At 54.1% G+C, this 15,566-nt stretch carries 13 protein-coding genes and 1 pseudogene; 8 read left to right on the top strand and 6 right to left on the bottom strand.

Going from position 1 to position 15,566, the window contains the following annotated elements; genetic code table 11:
* Nucleotides 1-137: 137 nt before the first annotated feature.
* The 3 genes from ACR0DL_RS11670 to ACR0DL_RS11660 form a co-directional block, all read right to left on the bottom strand.
* Nucleotides 138-1,355: an HlyD family secretion protein gene (locus ACR0DL_RS11670; RefSeq protein ID WP_480689305.1), complete on the bottom strand. Its 1,218-nt coding sequence runs from the start codon at nucleotides 1,353-1,355 to the stop codon at nucleotides 138-140.
* Entirely contained in the window at nucleotides 1,352-1,732 is a 381-nt protein-coding gene (locus tag ACR0DL_RS11665) for a hypothetical protein (RefSeq protein WP_480689303.1), read from the bottom strand. The genes ACR0DL_RS11670 and ACR0DL_RS11665 overlap by 4 nt, the downstream gene beginning before the upstream one ends.
* A 61-nt stretch (nucleotides 1,733-1,793) precedes the next feature.
* Nucleotides 1,794-1,991 carry a hypothetical protein gene (locus ACR0DL_RS11660; protein ID WP_480689301.1) on the bottom strand — a complete coding sequence of 66 codons (198 nt, stop codon included), beginning with the start codon at nucleotides 1,989-1,991 and terminating at the stop codon, nucleotides 1,794-1,796.
* Between the two features lie 137 nt (nucleotides 1,992-2,128).
* Between ACR0DL_RS11660 and ACR0DL_RS11655 the strand changes: the two genes are divergently transcribed.
* The 6 genes from ACR0DL_RS11655 to ACR0DL_RS11630 all read left to right on the top strand — a co-directional run bounded on the left by ACR0DL_RS11655 (nucleotide 2,129) and on the right by ACR0DL_RS11630 (nucleotide 7,178).
* Complete coding sequence (locus ACR0DL_RS11655; RefSeq protein WP_480689299.1) at nucleotides 2,129-3,136, top strand: helix-turn-helix domain-containing protein; 1,008 nt, start codon at nucleotides 2,129-2,131, stop codon at nucleotides 3,134-3,136.
* Between the two features lie 143 nt (nucleotides 3,137-3,279).
* Complete coding sequence (locus tag ACR0DL_RS11650; RefSeq protein WP_480689297.1) at nucleotides 3,280-3,570, top strand: hypothetical protein; 291 nt, start codon at nucleotides 3,280-3,282, stop codon at nucleotides 3,568-3,570.
* A gap of 403 nt (nucleotides 3,571-3,973) precedes the next feature.
* Entirely contained in the window at nucleotides 3,974-5,356 is a 1,383-nt protein-coding gene (locus ACR0DL_RS11645) for a cytochrome ubiquinol oxidase subunit I (protein ID WP_480689295.1), read from the top strand.
* Complete coding sequence (gene cydB, locus ACR0DL_RS11640; RefSeq protein WP_170374659.1) at nucleotides 5,356-6,357, top strand: cytochrome d ubiquinol oxidase subunit II; 1,002 nt, start codon at nucleotides 5,356-5,358, stop codon at nucleotides 6,355-6,357. Before ACR0DL_RS11645 ends, cydB begins: the two co-directional genes overlap by 1 nt.
* A complete protein-coding gene (locus ACR0DL_RS11635) occupies nucleotides 6,354-6,455 on the top strand; it encodes a DUF2474 family protein (RefSeq protein WP_170348197.1) in 102 nt (33 codons plus the stop codon). The genes cydB and ACR0DL_RS11635 overlap by 4 nt, the downstream gene beginning before the upstream one ends.
* A 153-nt stretch (nucleotides 6,456-6,608) precedes the next feature.
* A complete protein-coding gene (locus tag ACR0DL_RS11630) occupies nucleotides 6,609-7,178 on the top strand; it encodes a hypothetical protein (protein WP_480689293.1) in 570 nt (189 codons plus the stop codon).
* Nucleotides 7,179-7,259: 81 nt separating this feature from the next.
* Here ACR0DL_RS11630 and ACR0DL_RS11625 read toward each other — a convergent pair whose 3' ends face one another.
* On the bottom strand, nucleotides 7,260-8,696 hold the full coding sequence (locus ACR0DL_RS11625; protein ID WP_480689291.1) for an arylsulfatase: 1,437 nt from the start codon (nucleotides 8,694-8,696) through the stop codon (nucleotides 7,260-7,262).
* Between the two features lie 253 nt (nucleotides 8,697-8,949).
* Between ACR0DL_RS11625 and ACR0DL_RS11620 the strand changes: the two genes are divergently transcribed.
* Both ACR0DL_RS11620 and ACR0DL_RS11615 read left to right on the top strand, forming a co-directional pair.
* A complete protein-coding gene (locus ACR0DL_RS11620; RefSeq protein WP_480689289.1) occupies nucleotides 8,950-10,896 on the top strand; it encodes a DUF3604 domain-containing protein in 1,947 nt (648 codons plus the stop codon).
* Nucleotides 10,897-11,426: 530 nt separating this feature from the next.
* Nucleotides 11,427-13,100, top strand: a complete 1,674-nt coding sequence (locus ACR0DL_RS11615; protein ID WP_480689287.1) for an alkaline phosphatase family protein — start codon at nucleotides 11,427-11,429, stop codon at nucleotides 13,098-13,100.
* Nucleotides 13,101-13,196: 96 nt separating this feature from the next.
* Here ACR0DL_RS11615 and ACR0DL_RS11610 read toward each other — a convergent pair.
* Both ACR0DL_RS11610 and ACR0DL_RS11605 read right to left on the bottom strand, forming a co-directional pair.
* Nucleotides 13,197-13,829: pseudogene (locus ACR0DL_RS11610) on the bottom strand (tyrosine-type recombinase/integrase).
* A 343-nt stretch (nucleotides 13,830-14,172) separates the two neighbouring features.
* Nucleotides 14,173-15,507, bottom strand: coding sequence for a tetratricopeptide repeat protein (locus ACR0DL_RS11605; RefSeq protein WP_480689285.1), 1,335 nt, complete (start codon nucleotides 15,505-15,507; stop codon nucleotides 14,173-14,175).
* Between the last annotated feature and the right edge of the window lie 59 nt (nucleotides 15,508-15,566).

Below are 15,566 nucleotides of genomic sequence, written 5' to 3'. Positions count from 1 at the left end.
CCTATCGTTCGCCGGGTATCAGAAAGCCGAAACAGAACTCACATTTTTTTGGCATGTGATCTGTTCACAAAACAGAAGAAACGACTCCCAACGTTTATCGGGAGCCGCATTTACTGAATAGGAGGGTCTTTGGAAAATCAGGCGTGTCCACCACCGATCAAGCCGATACCCGAAGTCAGACCGAACCAAGCTTTAACCCGCAGACCGACTGCCTTGATGATACCCATAGCCTGGATCCCGTGGGCAACAAGTGTTCCTTCCATGTCACCTTCAAATTTGGTGGTGTAGGATTGGACGATGCAACCACTACCTGGCACCAAAAGTTTGCGGTGTTCTGGATGCACCAGATCGAGATGCACTACGATCTGACCCCGTTTCGCCTTTTCACTCGGCTCAATCAGGCGACCGCTAGGCGCGAGCTGACCCGAAGAAATCTGCTCCTGAATACGTACGATCCTTGCAGGAAGAACGGTGTTGCGCATCGAGATGTTGAAGTTGCTTTCGCATGCCACCTCTGCGGCCATACCTTCGTACAGTTCGGTGCGAGAAACCTGTGAGAAGCCGGCTACGACGCGTCCTTTCTCTACATCTTTTCGGTCGGGTACAATCAGCATGGCGGGGCTCATTGCGGCTTGCGCTGCGCGTGAACCAACATTCAGGGTAACTTGTTCAACTACACCATCGACAGAGCTGCGCGTCAGGGTCTTTGAGAGTTCCACCTGAGCCTGCTGTAACGATGCACGCGCCGATGCAAGTTGGGCGGGCAGAACAGCCGTCGCCTGAACTTGCGCCACACCAAGTTGCGTTTCAGCAGCCTCAACCTCAGCTTCCCGAGTGCTCAAAGTTGCTTGAGCGCGCTCCAGCTGGCTCACTTGAAATGCTGCAGAGCCCTTTGCTTGAAGTGCCTCGTGATCCATCAGCACCAGCTCAGCCTGTTCTCTAGCGGTAACTGCGGCATCCACCACGGCCTGCGCGGTCTGGACCTGCAACTCAGCGGCCAGTTTCGCGCTTTCAATCTCTTCAACTTTGCGCATCGCAAAATCTACAGCGGCTTGTTCCGACGCATTCTCGACTGCAAACAGCGGATCGCCCGGTTCGACACGATCGCCGCCCTTTACATAGATGTCCGTAACGGTTCCGCCGTTCTCGGCGACGACCGGAACAGTTCTGAATGGCACGAGGCCGGTGTAGGACTTGGGATAGTAGTAGAATACAGCAAAGAACACGATCAGGGCGAGAACGAACCACATGAAGAGCGCCCTGTGAACATTGTACAGGGTGACTGGCAGCCCGCGCCATTTCAGATAGATCACACGCAGGACAAACGGAAAAGATGTGACGAGAAGCTCAATCATTTTACCAACTCCTCTTTCGATGGACGCCACCACAACATGAAGTCGCGGGCGATTGCGGTCAGGATTAGAGCGCCCGGCAGTAGACTGCTGAAGTGGCTCAGGGCAGGCATCAGCTCATACGCCAAGGCGACAGTGAGCATTGTCGGAATAGTTGTGCGCAGCGGAGTGCCGATTGACTTGTGTTCGGTGTAACGTTCAAAGCGCGCGTACAGATGTACGACCAGCAGGATCGCAAGGGCGAGAACGACCAAGCCTACCCATGCATAGGTGTCGGTTTGGTTGGGCGCGACCCACCATCTGGGATCGCCGCCAGCGGCAAAGGCCGGAGTTGAAATGACGCCAACTAAGGGCGCCATCAGGAACGCGGGTGGTTTCATGTTTCAGTCCTTTTGTTACGCAGCCACGCTGCGCATGTAGATTTTCAGTGTTTGGAGAACGTCAATTCTCGGTGGGTTGTTGTGCGGGTTCTGAGGGTTGTTCCGGCAGGGTGTAGGGAGGGTCCCAGCGACGCCCGTTCGGTGTTTTTTCACCAAGCGCCGAAGTGTTCAGACCGCGGATGTTACCCCCGGCCCACTCTTGCTTGGCGGAGTTTTGGATTGCCTTCAGCACGCGGTAGTACCTTGCGAAGTAGATCATGGTCGTTTCCTTTCTGATGACCCGGACCTAACCGTCGTCGCGCCTGCAATCCTGAGGGTTCTGGACATTTGTTGTTGGCTTCTGGACAATTGCTGTGACTGCAGGGAGTTGCGTGCCATTTAGGGGAGGACGCGAAAGTGCCACGTATCAGCACTTACAGACTGCGAAACGTCGGGCTGCGTTATTCTCAAGAACCCAGCGCGCGCATTCCGTTTCCCGAAGTCCTGGAAATGGCGGGGGCACCCGTTGATATCGGCGATAGCCCTGACGCAACTGTCGAGCTGCTACATGAGGCGGGCGCAGTTGAAACTGCCTGCCGGGTTTTGGAAGACAAAACTTTTGCCGCGCGCGTTGGGCTTTCGGCGCAAGGTCCCGGAACACTTCTGGCCTACATCGTGCGGGCAGCCGAAACGGTGGAAGACGCGCTGGTATTGACGCAGCGCTTTTATGCAATGCAGGATCCTGACTTGCGTCTTGACGTAGTGGGGGGGGGCGAAAAGCCAAAGATCACTCTGGAGAGCAGTGTTATCCCGGCACATCAATACCCTCGCCACCGTGAAATGCTGATATTCGGTCTTTATAAGCGTGTTCAACAAATCACCTCTGGCGGGCTTGCCCCGATCTCTATCGAGTTGGAAACGGACGATGCCGAGCACTGTCGGCAGCTGGCGGATTTGGCGGGATGTGATGTCGTAGGCTTCAAGTCTGGATACGCCTTGGCCCTGCCCACAAACGGCATGAGTTTTAAGATACCAACGGCAGACCCCACCTTATTGGGACATTTACGAAGGCACGGAGAAGAGCAACTGAAGGCGCAGCCTGATGCAGTCCGTAGTCTGTCCGACCGCATAATGGATATGCTCGGCGAACGTCTTCCCGGACCGATACCAAACGGCGACGATATAGCCGGAGAACTTGGCCTGACGCGTCGGACCATGACACGGCACCTGTCGGCCGAGGGAACAAGCTTTAAGGCTCTTCTGGAAGGTGTGCTGTGCGACCTGTCCAAACGCATGCTGCGTAGCGGTGAGGGTGTTGCCCGTGTTGCCTTCATGCTTGGATTTGCGGATCAGGCCGCCTTTTCGGTGGCGTTCAAGCGCTGGACAGGTGAAACGCCTGCCAGATTCCGTAAAGCTGGCCGCTAGAGGGACTGGCACCGGGGATCGAAAGATGTCCAAGATCCACAAAACCTTGTCCCGTCTCCAAAAGAAAGCGGGCCATCGGGTCACCTAGTTCAATGGCACACAGCAGCCACGGTGGTTGCTAACCCAGAACAAGGATGAACCCTATGAAGACCTCGAAGAAATTCATTATCGCCCCGATCTCAGGCGCACTTCTGATCACCATGGCGGCAACAGCTCATGCTGACTACGTCACCGACAAGGCGATCAAGGGTGCAGTTGTCGGCGCCACTGTCGCCGGTATCGCAGGCGAAAGCATCGTAGGTGGCGCGGCCGCTGGTGCCGCAGTCGGAGCCGTAGGCGGCGCGATCCAAAAGGACAATTTCGAAGACGCGCAGGACGAAGCCCGGGAGCGTCGCGACGACTTTAAAGAAGAACACAAAGACTGGAACGACTAAGACACCACCCCAGCGAAGCAAACAAGGAGAAACACAGCCGAACAAACCCGACCGGTCAGCATGCGCTGTTAGCATCCAGACGCAGTTTGACTGACCATCCCGCACAGAACTCGCACAGTTTCTGATAGGTTGCCATCCAGCTCACAAACGAGCCGGGTGGCAACTTTGTTTTGAGCCCTCGAACGCAATTGTTTCCTGAAGGCGCGGTTTTGACTTTCAGCCTCAGTCCCAGCCAAGGGGAACTGGGTTTTGTCCAAAACCCAAAAACAACCGTCCAGAACCCAAATGAACTGAAACAGGCAACAACCCAAATCCGGCTCATCTGAATGACATCGATGAGCTGGCAGCCGAGGTACTTCTGTTCACTGCCGCACTTTGCAACCCAATGCCAAAGGAAACGGCAATGAACTTATTCGCAAACTTTGACGCAGAGACCCTGGCACGCATCCAGTTTGCCTTTACTGTGTCGTTTCACATCATCTTCCCGGCCTTTTCCATCGGCTTGGCGAGCTTCTTGGCCGTCCTCAATGGCCTCTGGCTATGGCGAAAAGACAAGGTCTACCTGAACCTCTTCAACTACTGGAAAAAGATCTTCGCCGTTGCCTTCGCGATGGGCGTCGTGTCCGGCATCGTGATGTCGTACCAATTCGGTACGAACTGGAGCACATTCTCGGATACCGCAGGCCCTGTAATCGGGCCCCTGATGGCTTACGAAGTCATGACAGCCTTTTTCCTTGAGGCAGGCTTCCTTGGCATAATGCTTTTCGGTCGCGAACGCGTCGGTCCCGGTTTGCACATGATGGCCACGGCGATGGTCGCCGTTGGCACGCTGATTTCGGCTACGTGGATCTTGTCGGTCAATTCCTGGATGCAAACCCCGGCTGGGTTCGACATCAACGAACTGGGGCAGTTCGTTCCCGTCGACTGGTGGTCGATTGTCTTCAATCCGTCCTTCCCCTACCGCCTGACACACATGGTTCTTGCCGCTTACCTCACCACTGCTTTCGTGGTGGCCGGGGTTGCGGCCTGGCACTTGTTAAGCCGCAATCGCACGGCTGAGGTCACTCGAATGTTCTCGATGGCAATGTGGATGGCCGTTCTGGTCACCCCTCTGCAGATCGTTGCCGGCGACCTTCATGGTTTGAACACGCTGGAGCATCAGCCGCAGAAAGTGATGGCGATGGAAGGTCACTTCGACAGCCATCCCGAAGGTGCACCGCTTATCCTGTTCGGCATTCCGAACGAAGTAGAAAAGCGCGTGGACTATGCCATCGAAATCCCGAAACTATCATCGCTGATCCTGAAACATGACCTAAACGCGCCGCTTGACGGTCTGGACACTATCCCCGACGAGGAGGAACCACCGGTCGCGATCGTGTTCTACAGCTTCCGCATTATGCTCGCTATCGGCTTTGCCATGCTGGGCATCGGCTTGTGGTCGCTTGTTCAGCGGGTTCGGGGCCGCCTCAACGAAGATCGCTGGTTGCAGAGGACATCCGTTCTGTTGGCACCCAGCGGGTTTGTAGCGGTACTGGCCGGTTGGATCACCACCGAAGTGGGGCGCCAGCCGTACACAATTTACGGGCTGATGCGGACATCGGACTCACTCTCACAAGTGGATGCACCTTCTGTTGCCGCGTCTTTGATAGCGTTCATCGTTGTGTATTTCGCGGTGTTCGGAGCAGGCACGTTCTACATGCTGCGCCTCATGGGCAAAGCACCCGCCGAAGGTCCTCGGGAAAACTACAGAACTATTGAAATCCCGACTATGGCGGAGGCGGCGTAATGCTTGAACTCTCGACAATCTGGGCAGGCATAATAGCGTTTGCCGTTTTAACCTACGTGATCCTGGACGGTTTCGATCTTGGAATTGGAATCCTCTTTCCATTCGCGAAAACCGACAAAGATCGGGATGTTATGATGAACTCAGTCACTCCGGTATGGGACGGGAACGAAACCTGGCTGGTCATGGGCGGCGGAGGTTTGTTCGCTGTTTTCCCGCTGGCTTATTCCGTGGTGATGCCCGCGATCTATTTGCCCGTTATCATCATGCTTCTTGCGCTTGTTTTCCGCGGTGTCGCCTTCGAATACCGGTGGCGAACGGTGCGTGGGCGCTGGCTGTGGGATGTCGCGTTTCACGGCGGTTCAACCGTGGCTGCCTTCTGCCAAGGCATCACGCTTGGCGCGCTGGTCCAGGGCATCCCGGTCGAAGATCGGCTGTACGCAGGCGCACAGTGGGATTGGCTGACGCCGTTCTCTGTCCTATCGGGTGTGGCCTTGGTGATCGGGTATGCCTTGCTGGGCGCGACCTGGCTCAATATGAAAACAACGGGCGGAATACAGCACCAGATGCGTTCCTATGCACGTCCACTGATGCTCATGACGCTCGGGTTGATTGGCCTCGTCAGTCTTTTGACCCCGTTCCAAGATCCGATCTATCTGATCAGATGGTTTTCGTGGCCCGGTGTAGTTTTCTCTGTGTGTGTGCCGGCTGTTGTTGCTCTCATTGCTTGGATGCTTCATCGCGGCCTGAAGACACAGCGCGACTATCAGCCCTTCTTCTGCGCCATTGCCTTGTTCGTCGTGTGCTTCATTGGCATTGGGATCAGTTTCTATCCCTATATGCTACCCCCAAGCCTCACGATTGCCGAAGCCGCAGCACCTGACAGCAGTTTGGCTTTCGCTCTGGTCGGAGCCGTCATTCTGCTGCCTGTGATCCTTGCTTACACCGCCTACACGTACTGGGTATTCCGCGGAAAGATCGATCCAGAGGAGAGCTTCCATTGAAACTGATAAAGCAAGTTTTCTGGTTCGGCGCGATATGGTTCGGCAGCGTCTTGTGCCTAGCCAATGTCGCTTACGTAATCAGGTTGTTCATCACCTGAAATTGCAAAGATACCAATGCTCGCGCGTCGGCATGTCCAGCTCGCGCAAACATTAGTCCAAGCGCCGAAAGAAACCCCGTTCCAGCTCACCAGATTTTCAATAACACGCGGCTGGCTGGGTCGTCTCAAACCTAACAATGCAAGGGGGCTGTAATGCTTTCTCGTCAAAAACAAATTTCTGTGCAGTGGGATCAGATTGACCCGGCTCTGCCCACTCTACCTAAGCAACAAAAGCTGGGCCATAGCCGCTCGTCTGGCATGTTGCCAAAGCTATTCACAGGGCTCCTTGCAGCAGGGTTTGCGACCTTCGTTCTATTGCCATTCACTTCGGCCCTTACAGGAACTGTTACGAAAGACCTCTTCGCAATTGTGGACATGTTGCTCGTCCTGCTCTCTGCGCTTGTCGTTTTTGCTTTCACAACCGCAATAGTACTGAAAGGATCAACACTGCGAGCCGTCCTTGGGCGAGGATTGGCCTCTCTCGGTGCAGCGCTTATCATTTCGCCCGTAGGGCTTTCGATCCTGTTCGCATTATACCTGAAAGACTGGGTATCAATCGTAGTAGACACGTCTATCGAGCAGGCGGGAAGAACAGCGATATCCCTGTTTGGCGGTATCTTCGTTGCCAATGCCCTCGCTATGGGATTGGCGTTTGGATGTTTGTCTCTGCTACTTGGGATCAGGCTAATGCAAAATCGTCCAAAACCACTCGCTTCGCCTTAGGCGAGTGAACTTTCGTTTTGGGCTCAACGCGGTCATCTGACAAAAAATGTCGGATGACGGCTTTGCGGACAAAGCCGCCGTTCAGTTTTTGGGTGGTTCGTACGGATCAGGCGTTCCCGGTGGGATTGGAGGGTGTTCCTCGAAGGTTGCAATGTGCTCCTGCAACTGCGGCAGCGCCTTTTCGACTGCCCATGTGTGCGGGAAGAGTACGCTTTCACGCTCGTGTGGATCATTCAAAAGGTTGTAGACCCTTGGTGTGTCGAAAGACTCCGTTGCACCAAAAGCAGTCGTATTCTCTTTGAAAAGAACTTTCCAATCCTTCCACTTTACTCCGAATACCTGCTCACCCATGTAGACGATCACGCCTTCTCGGTTTGAGTTTGGTTGGGCACCAAGAAAGAACTTTGACTGGTCGACACCATCAAAGGCCCTGTCATCAGGCACCTTGCCCCCTGCAAAAGCTGCAAGTGTCGGATAGAGATCCATTGAGTGGACAACATCGTTGCTTTCTGAACCGGCAGGGATCTTTCCCGGCCACTTGATTGCAAAGGGTACACGCATGCTTCCTTCGAGGCTGGTGAACAGAGTGCCGCGCCAAGGCCCGGCTGTACCATGTACAGCAGGAACCGGCGAGACGTTGGCATTTCCAACTGGAAGAGCTTCGGGGCCGTTGTCAGCGGTGAATATCACCACGGTGTCGTCGGAAACGCCTTCCGCTTCAATCGCATCAACGATGCGTCCGATATAGCTATCTGTTTGAAGCAGAATGTCTGCCCAGACGCCGTTTCCAGTGGCGCCATCAAACTCCTCGGACGCGATATTTGGATAGTGGGACTGCGTATATGCAAGATAGATGAAAAACGGCGCGTCTTCGGAACTCTTCGCTTCGATAAAGTCGATAGCCTTTTTCGTCAGTTCGCCGTCTATCTCGCCGCGATAGTCGAGATCGTAGTCCCGCGCGATGGTTGCTGGCTTGCCTGCAACACCCTGCATCACAACAGGCTCTTCCAAGTTGGCTTCAGCAAATCCCGGAAGGGTGCGCCAGACTGTAACGTCAGTGGTCTCAACTCCGTAAAATTCGTCGAATCCTTGATTCGTTGGATAGCGTCCTTCGGTCCAGCCAAGGTGCCACTTGCCGTACATGGCCGTGTTGTATCCCACATCCTTTAGCATCTCCGCCATCGTGATTTCCCACTGAGTTAGGCCGTAGACGCCGCCGCCCAGTGGGACCGTGTGGTTGCCGCTTCGGATACCGTATCGTCCTGTCATGGTCGCTGCACGGGACGGCGTGCACTGGCTTTCCACGTTGAAGTTTGTGAGTCGTAGCCCCTCTGCAGCGAGGGCGTCCATCTCGGGGGTCGCTGTACCTCGGATTATGCCGCCTCCATTGAACCCAGGTTCGCCCCAACCAAAATTATCTAAAAATATGAATACGATGTTGGGTTTATCTTGAGCTGAAGCGCCCGTGGCAAATAGAAGAGACAAGGACAGCAGGAATGTTCGCGATAACCACTTCATAACAACGTCTCCAATCAAGATCACGGACTCAAGACTGACGAACCAAGTCACCAGTCGTCAATAACGTCGTATCATTGCGGTACTTTTTCACCGCGGCTGAGCACCAGAGGTAAGGGCGAAGCTGCGGCCCCGGACTAGTCGAACCTCTCCTGAGATCTTTTGAGCTCATCTAAGAAAAACCGTTGTTTTCCTTGACGAACAGTCGGCTCAGATGTTGCCATAGGCTGGCATTAAGCGCGTCTGGGAGGTTCAAATGAAGTTTTTTCTGACGACATCGACAGCAATAGTTTCCGCAGCATTCCTATCAAGTTCTTCAAATGCTCAAGAGGCCGCACAAGGCGGGCAAGTCGGAGAGATGACCATATCGGTTGATGATATGCGCGAACCCGCGCCCGCTGATTTCTCACCTTATGCAGGTCGAGACTTTCCTACACGACCTCTGTGGGGTGACACTCACTTGCACACGTCAAATTCGCTCGACGCGCGAGGGTTTGGCGTCATCCTGAGCCCAGACGATGCTTATAGATTTGCACGCGGTGAGGAAGTCACTACGTCGCACGGCCTTCGGGTGCAGTTATCGCGCCCCCTCGACTGGCTTGTCGTATCCGATCACTCGGACGCCATGGGCGCCATGAATGAGATCGTCGCAGGGAATTCTACCCTGATGCGTGATCCAACACTTCGAGACTGGAACGAACGTCTAAACGCCGGTGGAGATGTTGCTCTCGGCGCAACAATGGAAGTCATAGAAACCTTTGCGGGTATAACCGGTGATGCTCTTCCCGAGGCTGTTTCAGATCGCAGGTTCGTACAATCCGTTTGGGACGAATTCACGCAAACTGCGGATCATCACAACGACCCCGGCGCATTCACTGCGTTCATCGGGTACGAATGGACGTCCACAGAAGGAGGCAACAACCTCCACCGCAACGTGATCTACCGAGATGATGCCATTCGCGCACGGCAGATGCTGCCATTCACAACCGCAGAAACTTTTAATCCCGAACGTTTGTGGGACTGGATGGAAACTTATGAACTAGAGACCGGCGGCCGTGTACTTGCCCTTGCCCACAACGGCAACGTCTCAAACGGCCTGATGTTTCCGGTGGAAACCAACCCGGAAACGGGCGAGCCTTTGACCGAAGGCTACGCAGAGCGGCGTGCTAAGTGGGAGCCGATGTATGAGATCACCCAGATCAAGGGTGACGGAGAAACTCACCCTTTTCTCAGCCCGAACGATGAGTTTGCCGACTATGAAACCTGGGATAAATCCAATCTGGGTCCGACGCCCAAAGAAGACTGGATGCTTCAGTACGAATACGCGCGCGAGGCTTTGAAGAATGGTCTCAAACTAGAGGCTCAGCTCGGCACCAATCCATACAAGTTCGGAGTAGTGGGTTCGACTGACAGCCATACGGCTTTGGCAACGGCGGAAGAAGACAATTTCTTTGGCAAACACTCCGGTGTCGAACCGGAACCTGGCCGTTGGCAGCATGTCGTTGGTGAGTTTGATGCCTTGAGGATTCTCGGGTGGGAAATGGCGGCCTCTGGCTACGCAGCAGTTTGGGCTGAAGACAATACACGCGAAGCCATATTCGACGCCATGGAACGGAAAGAGGTTTACGGGACAACCGGTAGTCGCATTGCGGTCCGTTTCTTTGGTGCCTGGGACTTTACGGAAGAAAATGCAAGATCCCGTTTGCCCGCCGAAATAGGATACGAAAAAGGCGTTCCGATGGGTGGAGACCTCTCACAAACCCCTGAGAGCGCAGACGCCCCAACTTTCCTCATCGCTGCCCTAAAAGACCCATTTTCCGGCAATCTCGACCGTATTCAGATTGTGAAGGGTTGGTTAAATGCCAACGGCGATACTGAAGAGCGGGTTTATGACGTGGCTTGGTCGGGAGACCGAGAACCTGATGCGGACGGCAACCTGCCAGCGGTGGGGAACACCGTGGATGTTGCAACGGGCACGTTTACCAATTCTATAGGGTCTCCAGAGCTGATCACTGTTTGGAAGGATCCTAATTTCGATCCTTCAGTTAGGGCTTTCTACTATGCCCGTGTCTTGGAAATTCCCACACCGAGGTGGACAATTTACGACTCCGTTCGGTTCGGAGACGAACTACCCGCGGAGGTTCCGACGTCAACGCAGGAACGCGCGTACACTTCGCCAATTTGGTATACGCCCGAGAACTGAAAGGCACCAATGGTCTTAGACTAATTTCATCAAAAGGTAGCCACTGGGTGTTGAAACCATACGGCTACTTTGTCCGCGTTGCGGACCTCCGCCGAATTTTGACGAACGTCCGCTGCTGACGAAAGCGGCCGTTAATGGTCGATGATCTGCGGTTAAGTCCGTGAACGTCGGCTTATCCGATGTAACCGGACCTTAATCCTAATGCGAGCTAGGTCCGAGTTGCGGGACTAAGTTGGCGCAGAGAAAATCACCTTGATTGGTCGACCGTGCCACGGCAATTCTCGCGGCGGTGCAGCACGAATTCCCGAAACCGGACATTCAAATCGTGAAAATGGCCAAAACCCAATCCGGCCGTTCGCTGCGCTTCTGTTCTTTGTCTCACATGCGGACTAAGCAGACGAGCGATCAATATCGTAAGCTGGCTTTGGCCTTAACGGCACGGGCACCTCAATGGCGGGATCGTACTGACAGTAGCCGAAATGCATAGGCACTGATACTTTCGGCGCTGAGGTCACCCTGCGAGGTAAAAAATGAAAGGATACTGGTCATTTGCCGCAACCATGCTTCTATCTGTTTCCGCAACGGCAGTAAGTGCCACGGAAGACATTCGACTTGTCGTGCAGATAACAGTGGATGGCCTGCGTGGAGATTTGATTTCCCGGTACAACGCCTCTTTTGGCGATGGAGGGTTTAACAGGCTTCTGAAAAACGGTGTCTGGTACACCGACGCTCACCATAGACACGCCAACACCGAAACTATTGTCGGCCACGCGACTCTTGCGACTGGGGCATACCCCTCTGAACATGGAATGATTGGCAATGCCTGGTTTAACAGGGCTGAAGAGCGTTTGGGATACAATATTGAGGACTCGGACTATCCAATGCTAGCTGTTTCCGGCTTTGGGGGTGAGGTTGATCAAGTTGACCCAACACAGGCTGCCGCTACGACCTCAGGCCGTTCGCCTGTCAACCTGCTGGCCACAACCTTCGGAGATGAATTGTCGAAGTCCAATGCTGGCCGATCCAAAGTGTTTTCTGTGTCTGGCAAAGACCGTTCGGCGGTTGCAATGGCAGGACATGTCGGCAAGGCCTTTTGGATGTCGACGGCTACTGGCGCGTTTGAAACAAGCAGGTACTACTATGACGCATATCCTGACTGGGCAAACGATTGGAATTCAAAGCGCCCGGCAGATACGAAAATCGAGAGTGAATGGTGGCCGGAGTGTTCGGATGCACCCTACCTGATGGACAAAGAGGAACGTCCATTCGTGACAAATCTTGGTACGTTCGGTCGTACTTTCCCACATTTCTATGGGACGCCGGAAGATGGGCTCTATTTCACACAGGTCCTGGTTTCACCGCATGGAGATCGGATCACGGCGGATTTTGCAAAAACTGTTATCAAAGAAGAAGAACTAGGCCATGACGAGTGGCCCGACTACCTCTCCATCAGTTTCTCGGGCGTGGACGCAACCAACCATTTCTTTGGACCAACCAGCCTGGAAAATGAAGAAATGGTGCGCTGCTTGGACGAGACGCTGGCAGATTTTTTCGCCTTCCTGGATCGAGAAGTCGGACCCGAGAATGTACTTTACGTCCTTTCCGCAGATCATGGTATGCCCGAAGCCCCGGAAGAGATGGCTCAAGCCGGACTCACTACTTTCCGAAACTCCACCGACGTACTGATGGCGGAGGTAAATAACACTATTGCTGATGAATTCGGCGTTGCGGGCGCGATTCAGTTCTTTTTTCGTCCATATGTTTATCTCGACCACAACGTTATATCGTCGGCAGGCGCCGACCTCCGGTTGATCGAACGGCGCGTCGCCGAAAGGTTAATGGCTGAACCGGGTATTGAGCTTGCCATGCCGACTGTACCGCTCGCTGAACAACAGGGTCACACGCTGCAGAACCAGATCCGGCGCAATTACCACCCAACACGCTCTGGAGACATTTACGTTGTGCAGACGCCGTATTCATTTTTGTTTGAGGATGGTCCGATTGCCGTAATGCACGGATCACCTTGGCGCTATGACACTCACGTTCCTATCATCTTCTCTGGGCCCGACATCAAACCGGCTAGAGTAAGTCGTCCAGTTTCAACAGTGGATGTCGCTGTTACACTGAGCAATTTTTTGGGTATCAGCCAACCTAGCAGCGCTGCTGGTGAACCGTTAATGGAAATTAGCCCTCTTAGTCCTTAAGGTGGTAGTACTGGGCTCGAAGGCGTCAGTCGGAAAGTATTTACCGTAAGACCGGTCCGAATAGACGAACGGCAGCAAAGACCGTTCGTCCATTATTCAGATGTCGATCTTCTCAGCGATGCTCAGCGCATCTTCGAGTTCAACACCTAGGTATCGCACCGTGCTGTCAACCTTGATATGCCCAAGCAAAAGCTGCACCGCGCGCAGATTTCCAGTCTTGCGATAGATCTGCGCTGCTTTTGTGCGTCTCAGCGAATGCGTGCCATAACCGCTCGGTTCGAGACCTATGGCGGAAACTCATCCACGCACCAGACGTGCATATTGCCGTGTTGATACATGCGGCCTGTTGTGGAGCCGGCTTGGAAAGAGACAGGCACACCCGCGCATCTCGGAGCTACGTACCCAGGTCCAGATGGAGTCGCGTGTGTTTTCAGACACCTCGAACTGTACTGGCCGGTTTGTCTTGCTTTGTATAGTCGTCACCCGGTCGCGCACCCGATCTCCGCTTACAAGATCGACGACCTTCAGTCGGACGAGGTCGCAACCCCGTAGCTTGCTGTCGATCGCCAGATTGAACATCGCCAGATCCCGGAGATTGCCTGCGAGTTCGAGGCGGGCACGGATGGCCCAGACCTGTTTTGGAAGCAAGGGTAGTTTCTGGCCGACCAGCCGTCCCTTGTTCCAGGGAGTACGCTTCGGTTTGACGGCGGGGAGTTGGAATTTGGGCATGAGCTTTCCTCAATCCGTCCCTCCCGCTCCATGCGTCGACACCGTGTTGACCGGCTGATTCTACGCAATAAGTCGAATGGCAGGTTTCGGAACACCGTCACTTTCGATGCCGCCGCAATGCCGCAAGGCCGTTTCGAGCCCAAAGTTATCGGATGCTGCGCGATGCCCCTATTACAGCGATGCGCAGAAAGCGGACTTTGCAAATCTGCAAAGCCCACCCTCAATCCACAGACGGCGTGGTCCGGCTCTATCGCCGATTTTATCAACGCCGTGTGCTTTCAAAGCGGAATTATTTGAATAGATTTTGACGCTCGTTTCCAGGCAATAGGCGCGATACGCTTCGTCAGTATCTGCTCAGCGTCTCCAGTATTATATTCCGCGTATTGACGTCGTTGTGGAAAATCCTGCCGGCGAGAAACTCGGACGGAAACTCAGGCCATGTCCTGTGCATTTCAGCGACGAGCCGTCGTGCTTCTTCTGAATTTCCCAACTGATCATACGCTACGGCTTGGAATAAGAGCGAAGGCGCACTGACTGGCGCTCCGGCAGCTGGCGCTCCCTGAAAGGCTTCAACAACACTTTCGTAGTTCCCGAGCATAAGTTGTGAAACGCCCCAGATATTTCTCGCACCAAACCTACCAGATCCTGATTTGGGTCTCTCCGGGTTGCTAACCTCGGCAGCAAGTTCCGGGGCGTTAGCCAAGATGGCGGTCATACCTGCAACGTCGAGAATATGGCCATCCTTCGGCGCCAGTTCGACGGACATTCTAGCGTATTTCAATGCCTCGTTTGGCTGGTTTTTGACAGCCAGCACCCAACCATTTGCGCCGTTTGCCCACGCATCAGAGGGGGATAATTCAAGCGCTTTTCCAGACATTTCTGAGGCTTGATTGAAGAGATCATCCCTTTGTGCTTCATCCGGCGACAACACTGCCAGGATCGCCAAGACCTGCGCTGATCCGGCATAGCCGTCGGACAGAGCCGGGTCGAGTTCCCTAGCGTGCTGGAACATTCCCAGCGCTATTTGCTGACGCTTGATATCAAAAACGGGGAAAAACATGCCGCGGGCTTGATCCGCAAGGTTGACCGCCTGGAGTCGTGTCAATGATTGTTCACCAAGCGCCACACGTTCTGCTTGCTCGATGGATCGAGTTGTTGGCACAACCTCCCTGTTATCCTGGCTCATCCAGATGCCAAGCACAGCGACCAATGCAAGAACACCCAGTCCAGCATGCAGCAGTTGCCGCGAACGCCAACGGCCAACTGGATTGTCGCTCTTCAGTTCACTTGATGTGCGGTCTTCGATTGTAGGTTCGAATGAAAACCGCGGCTTGTATCCGCCGGGGTCAACAAAAATGCGAACTCCATTGCCGTCCCAGTGATCTTCGTAGAACTGATGCAAAAGACGACGCAGCCGCCTTGCCTCAACGCGAACCAGGTTTTGACCACCAGTACCATCTATGCGCCGCCCATAGACCTCAACAGCGATAGCTTTGCCTCTAATCTGAGTGCTTCGACCGGATAGAGATTCCTCGACTATATAGGTGAGAAATTGCGTGAGTCGGGGTGAAGCTTGAAACCCGTCGCTTGATACGATTCGACTCAGAGCTTCCCGGATGAGTTCCGGAGAAGGCTGTTCAACATGTTGATTTACTAGCAAATCGTTGGATTTGTTCAATGTCAACTTACCCCCAGCTCACGGTGACTCACTTGGCCTTTGCGGTCAACCGCACTCAT

The organism is Ruegeria sp. BB5 (genome assembly GCF_056539405.1).
This window is presented reverse-complemented; position numbering and strand designations above follow the sequence as displayed.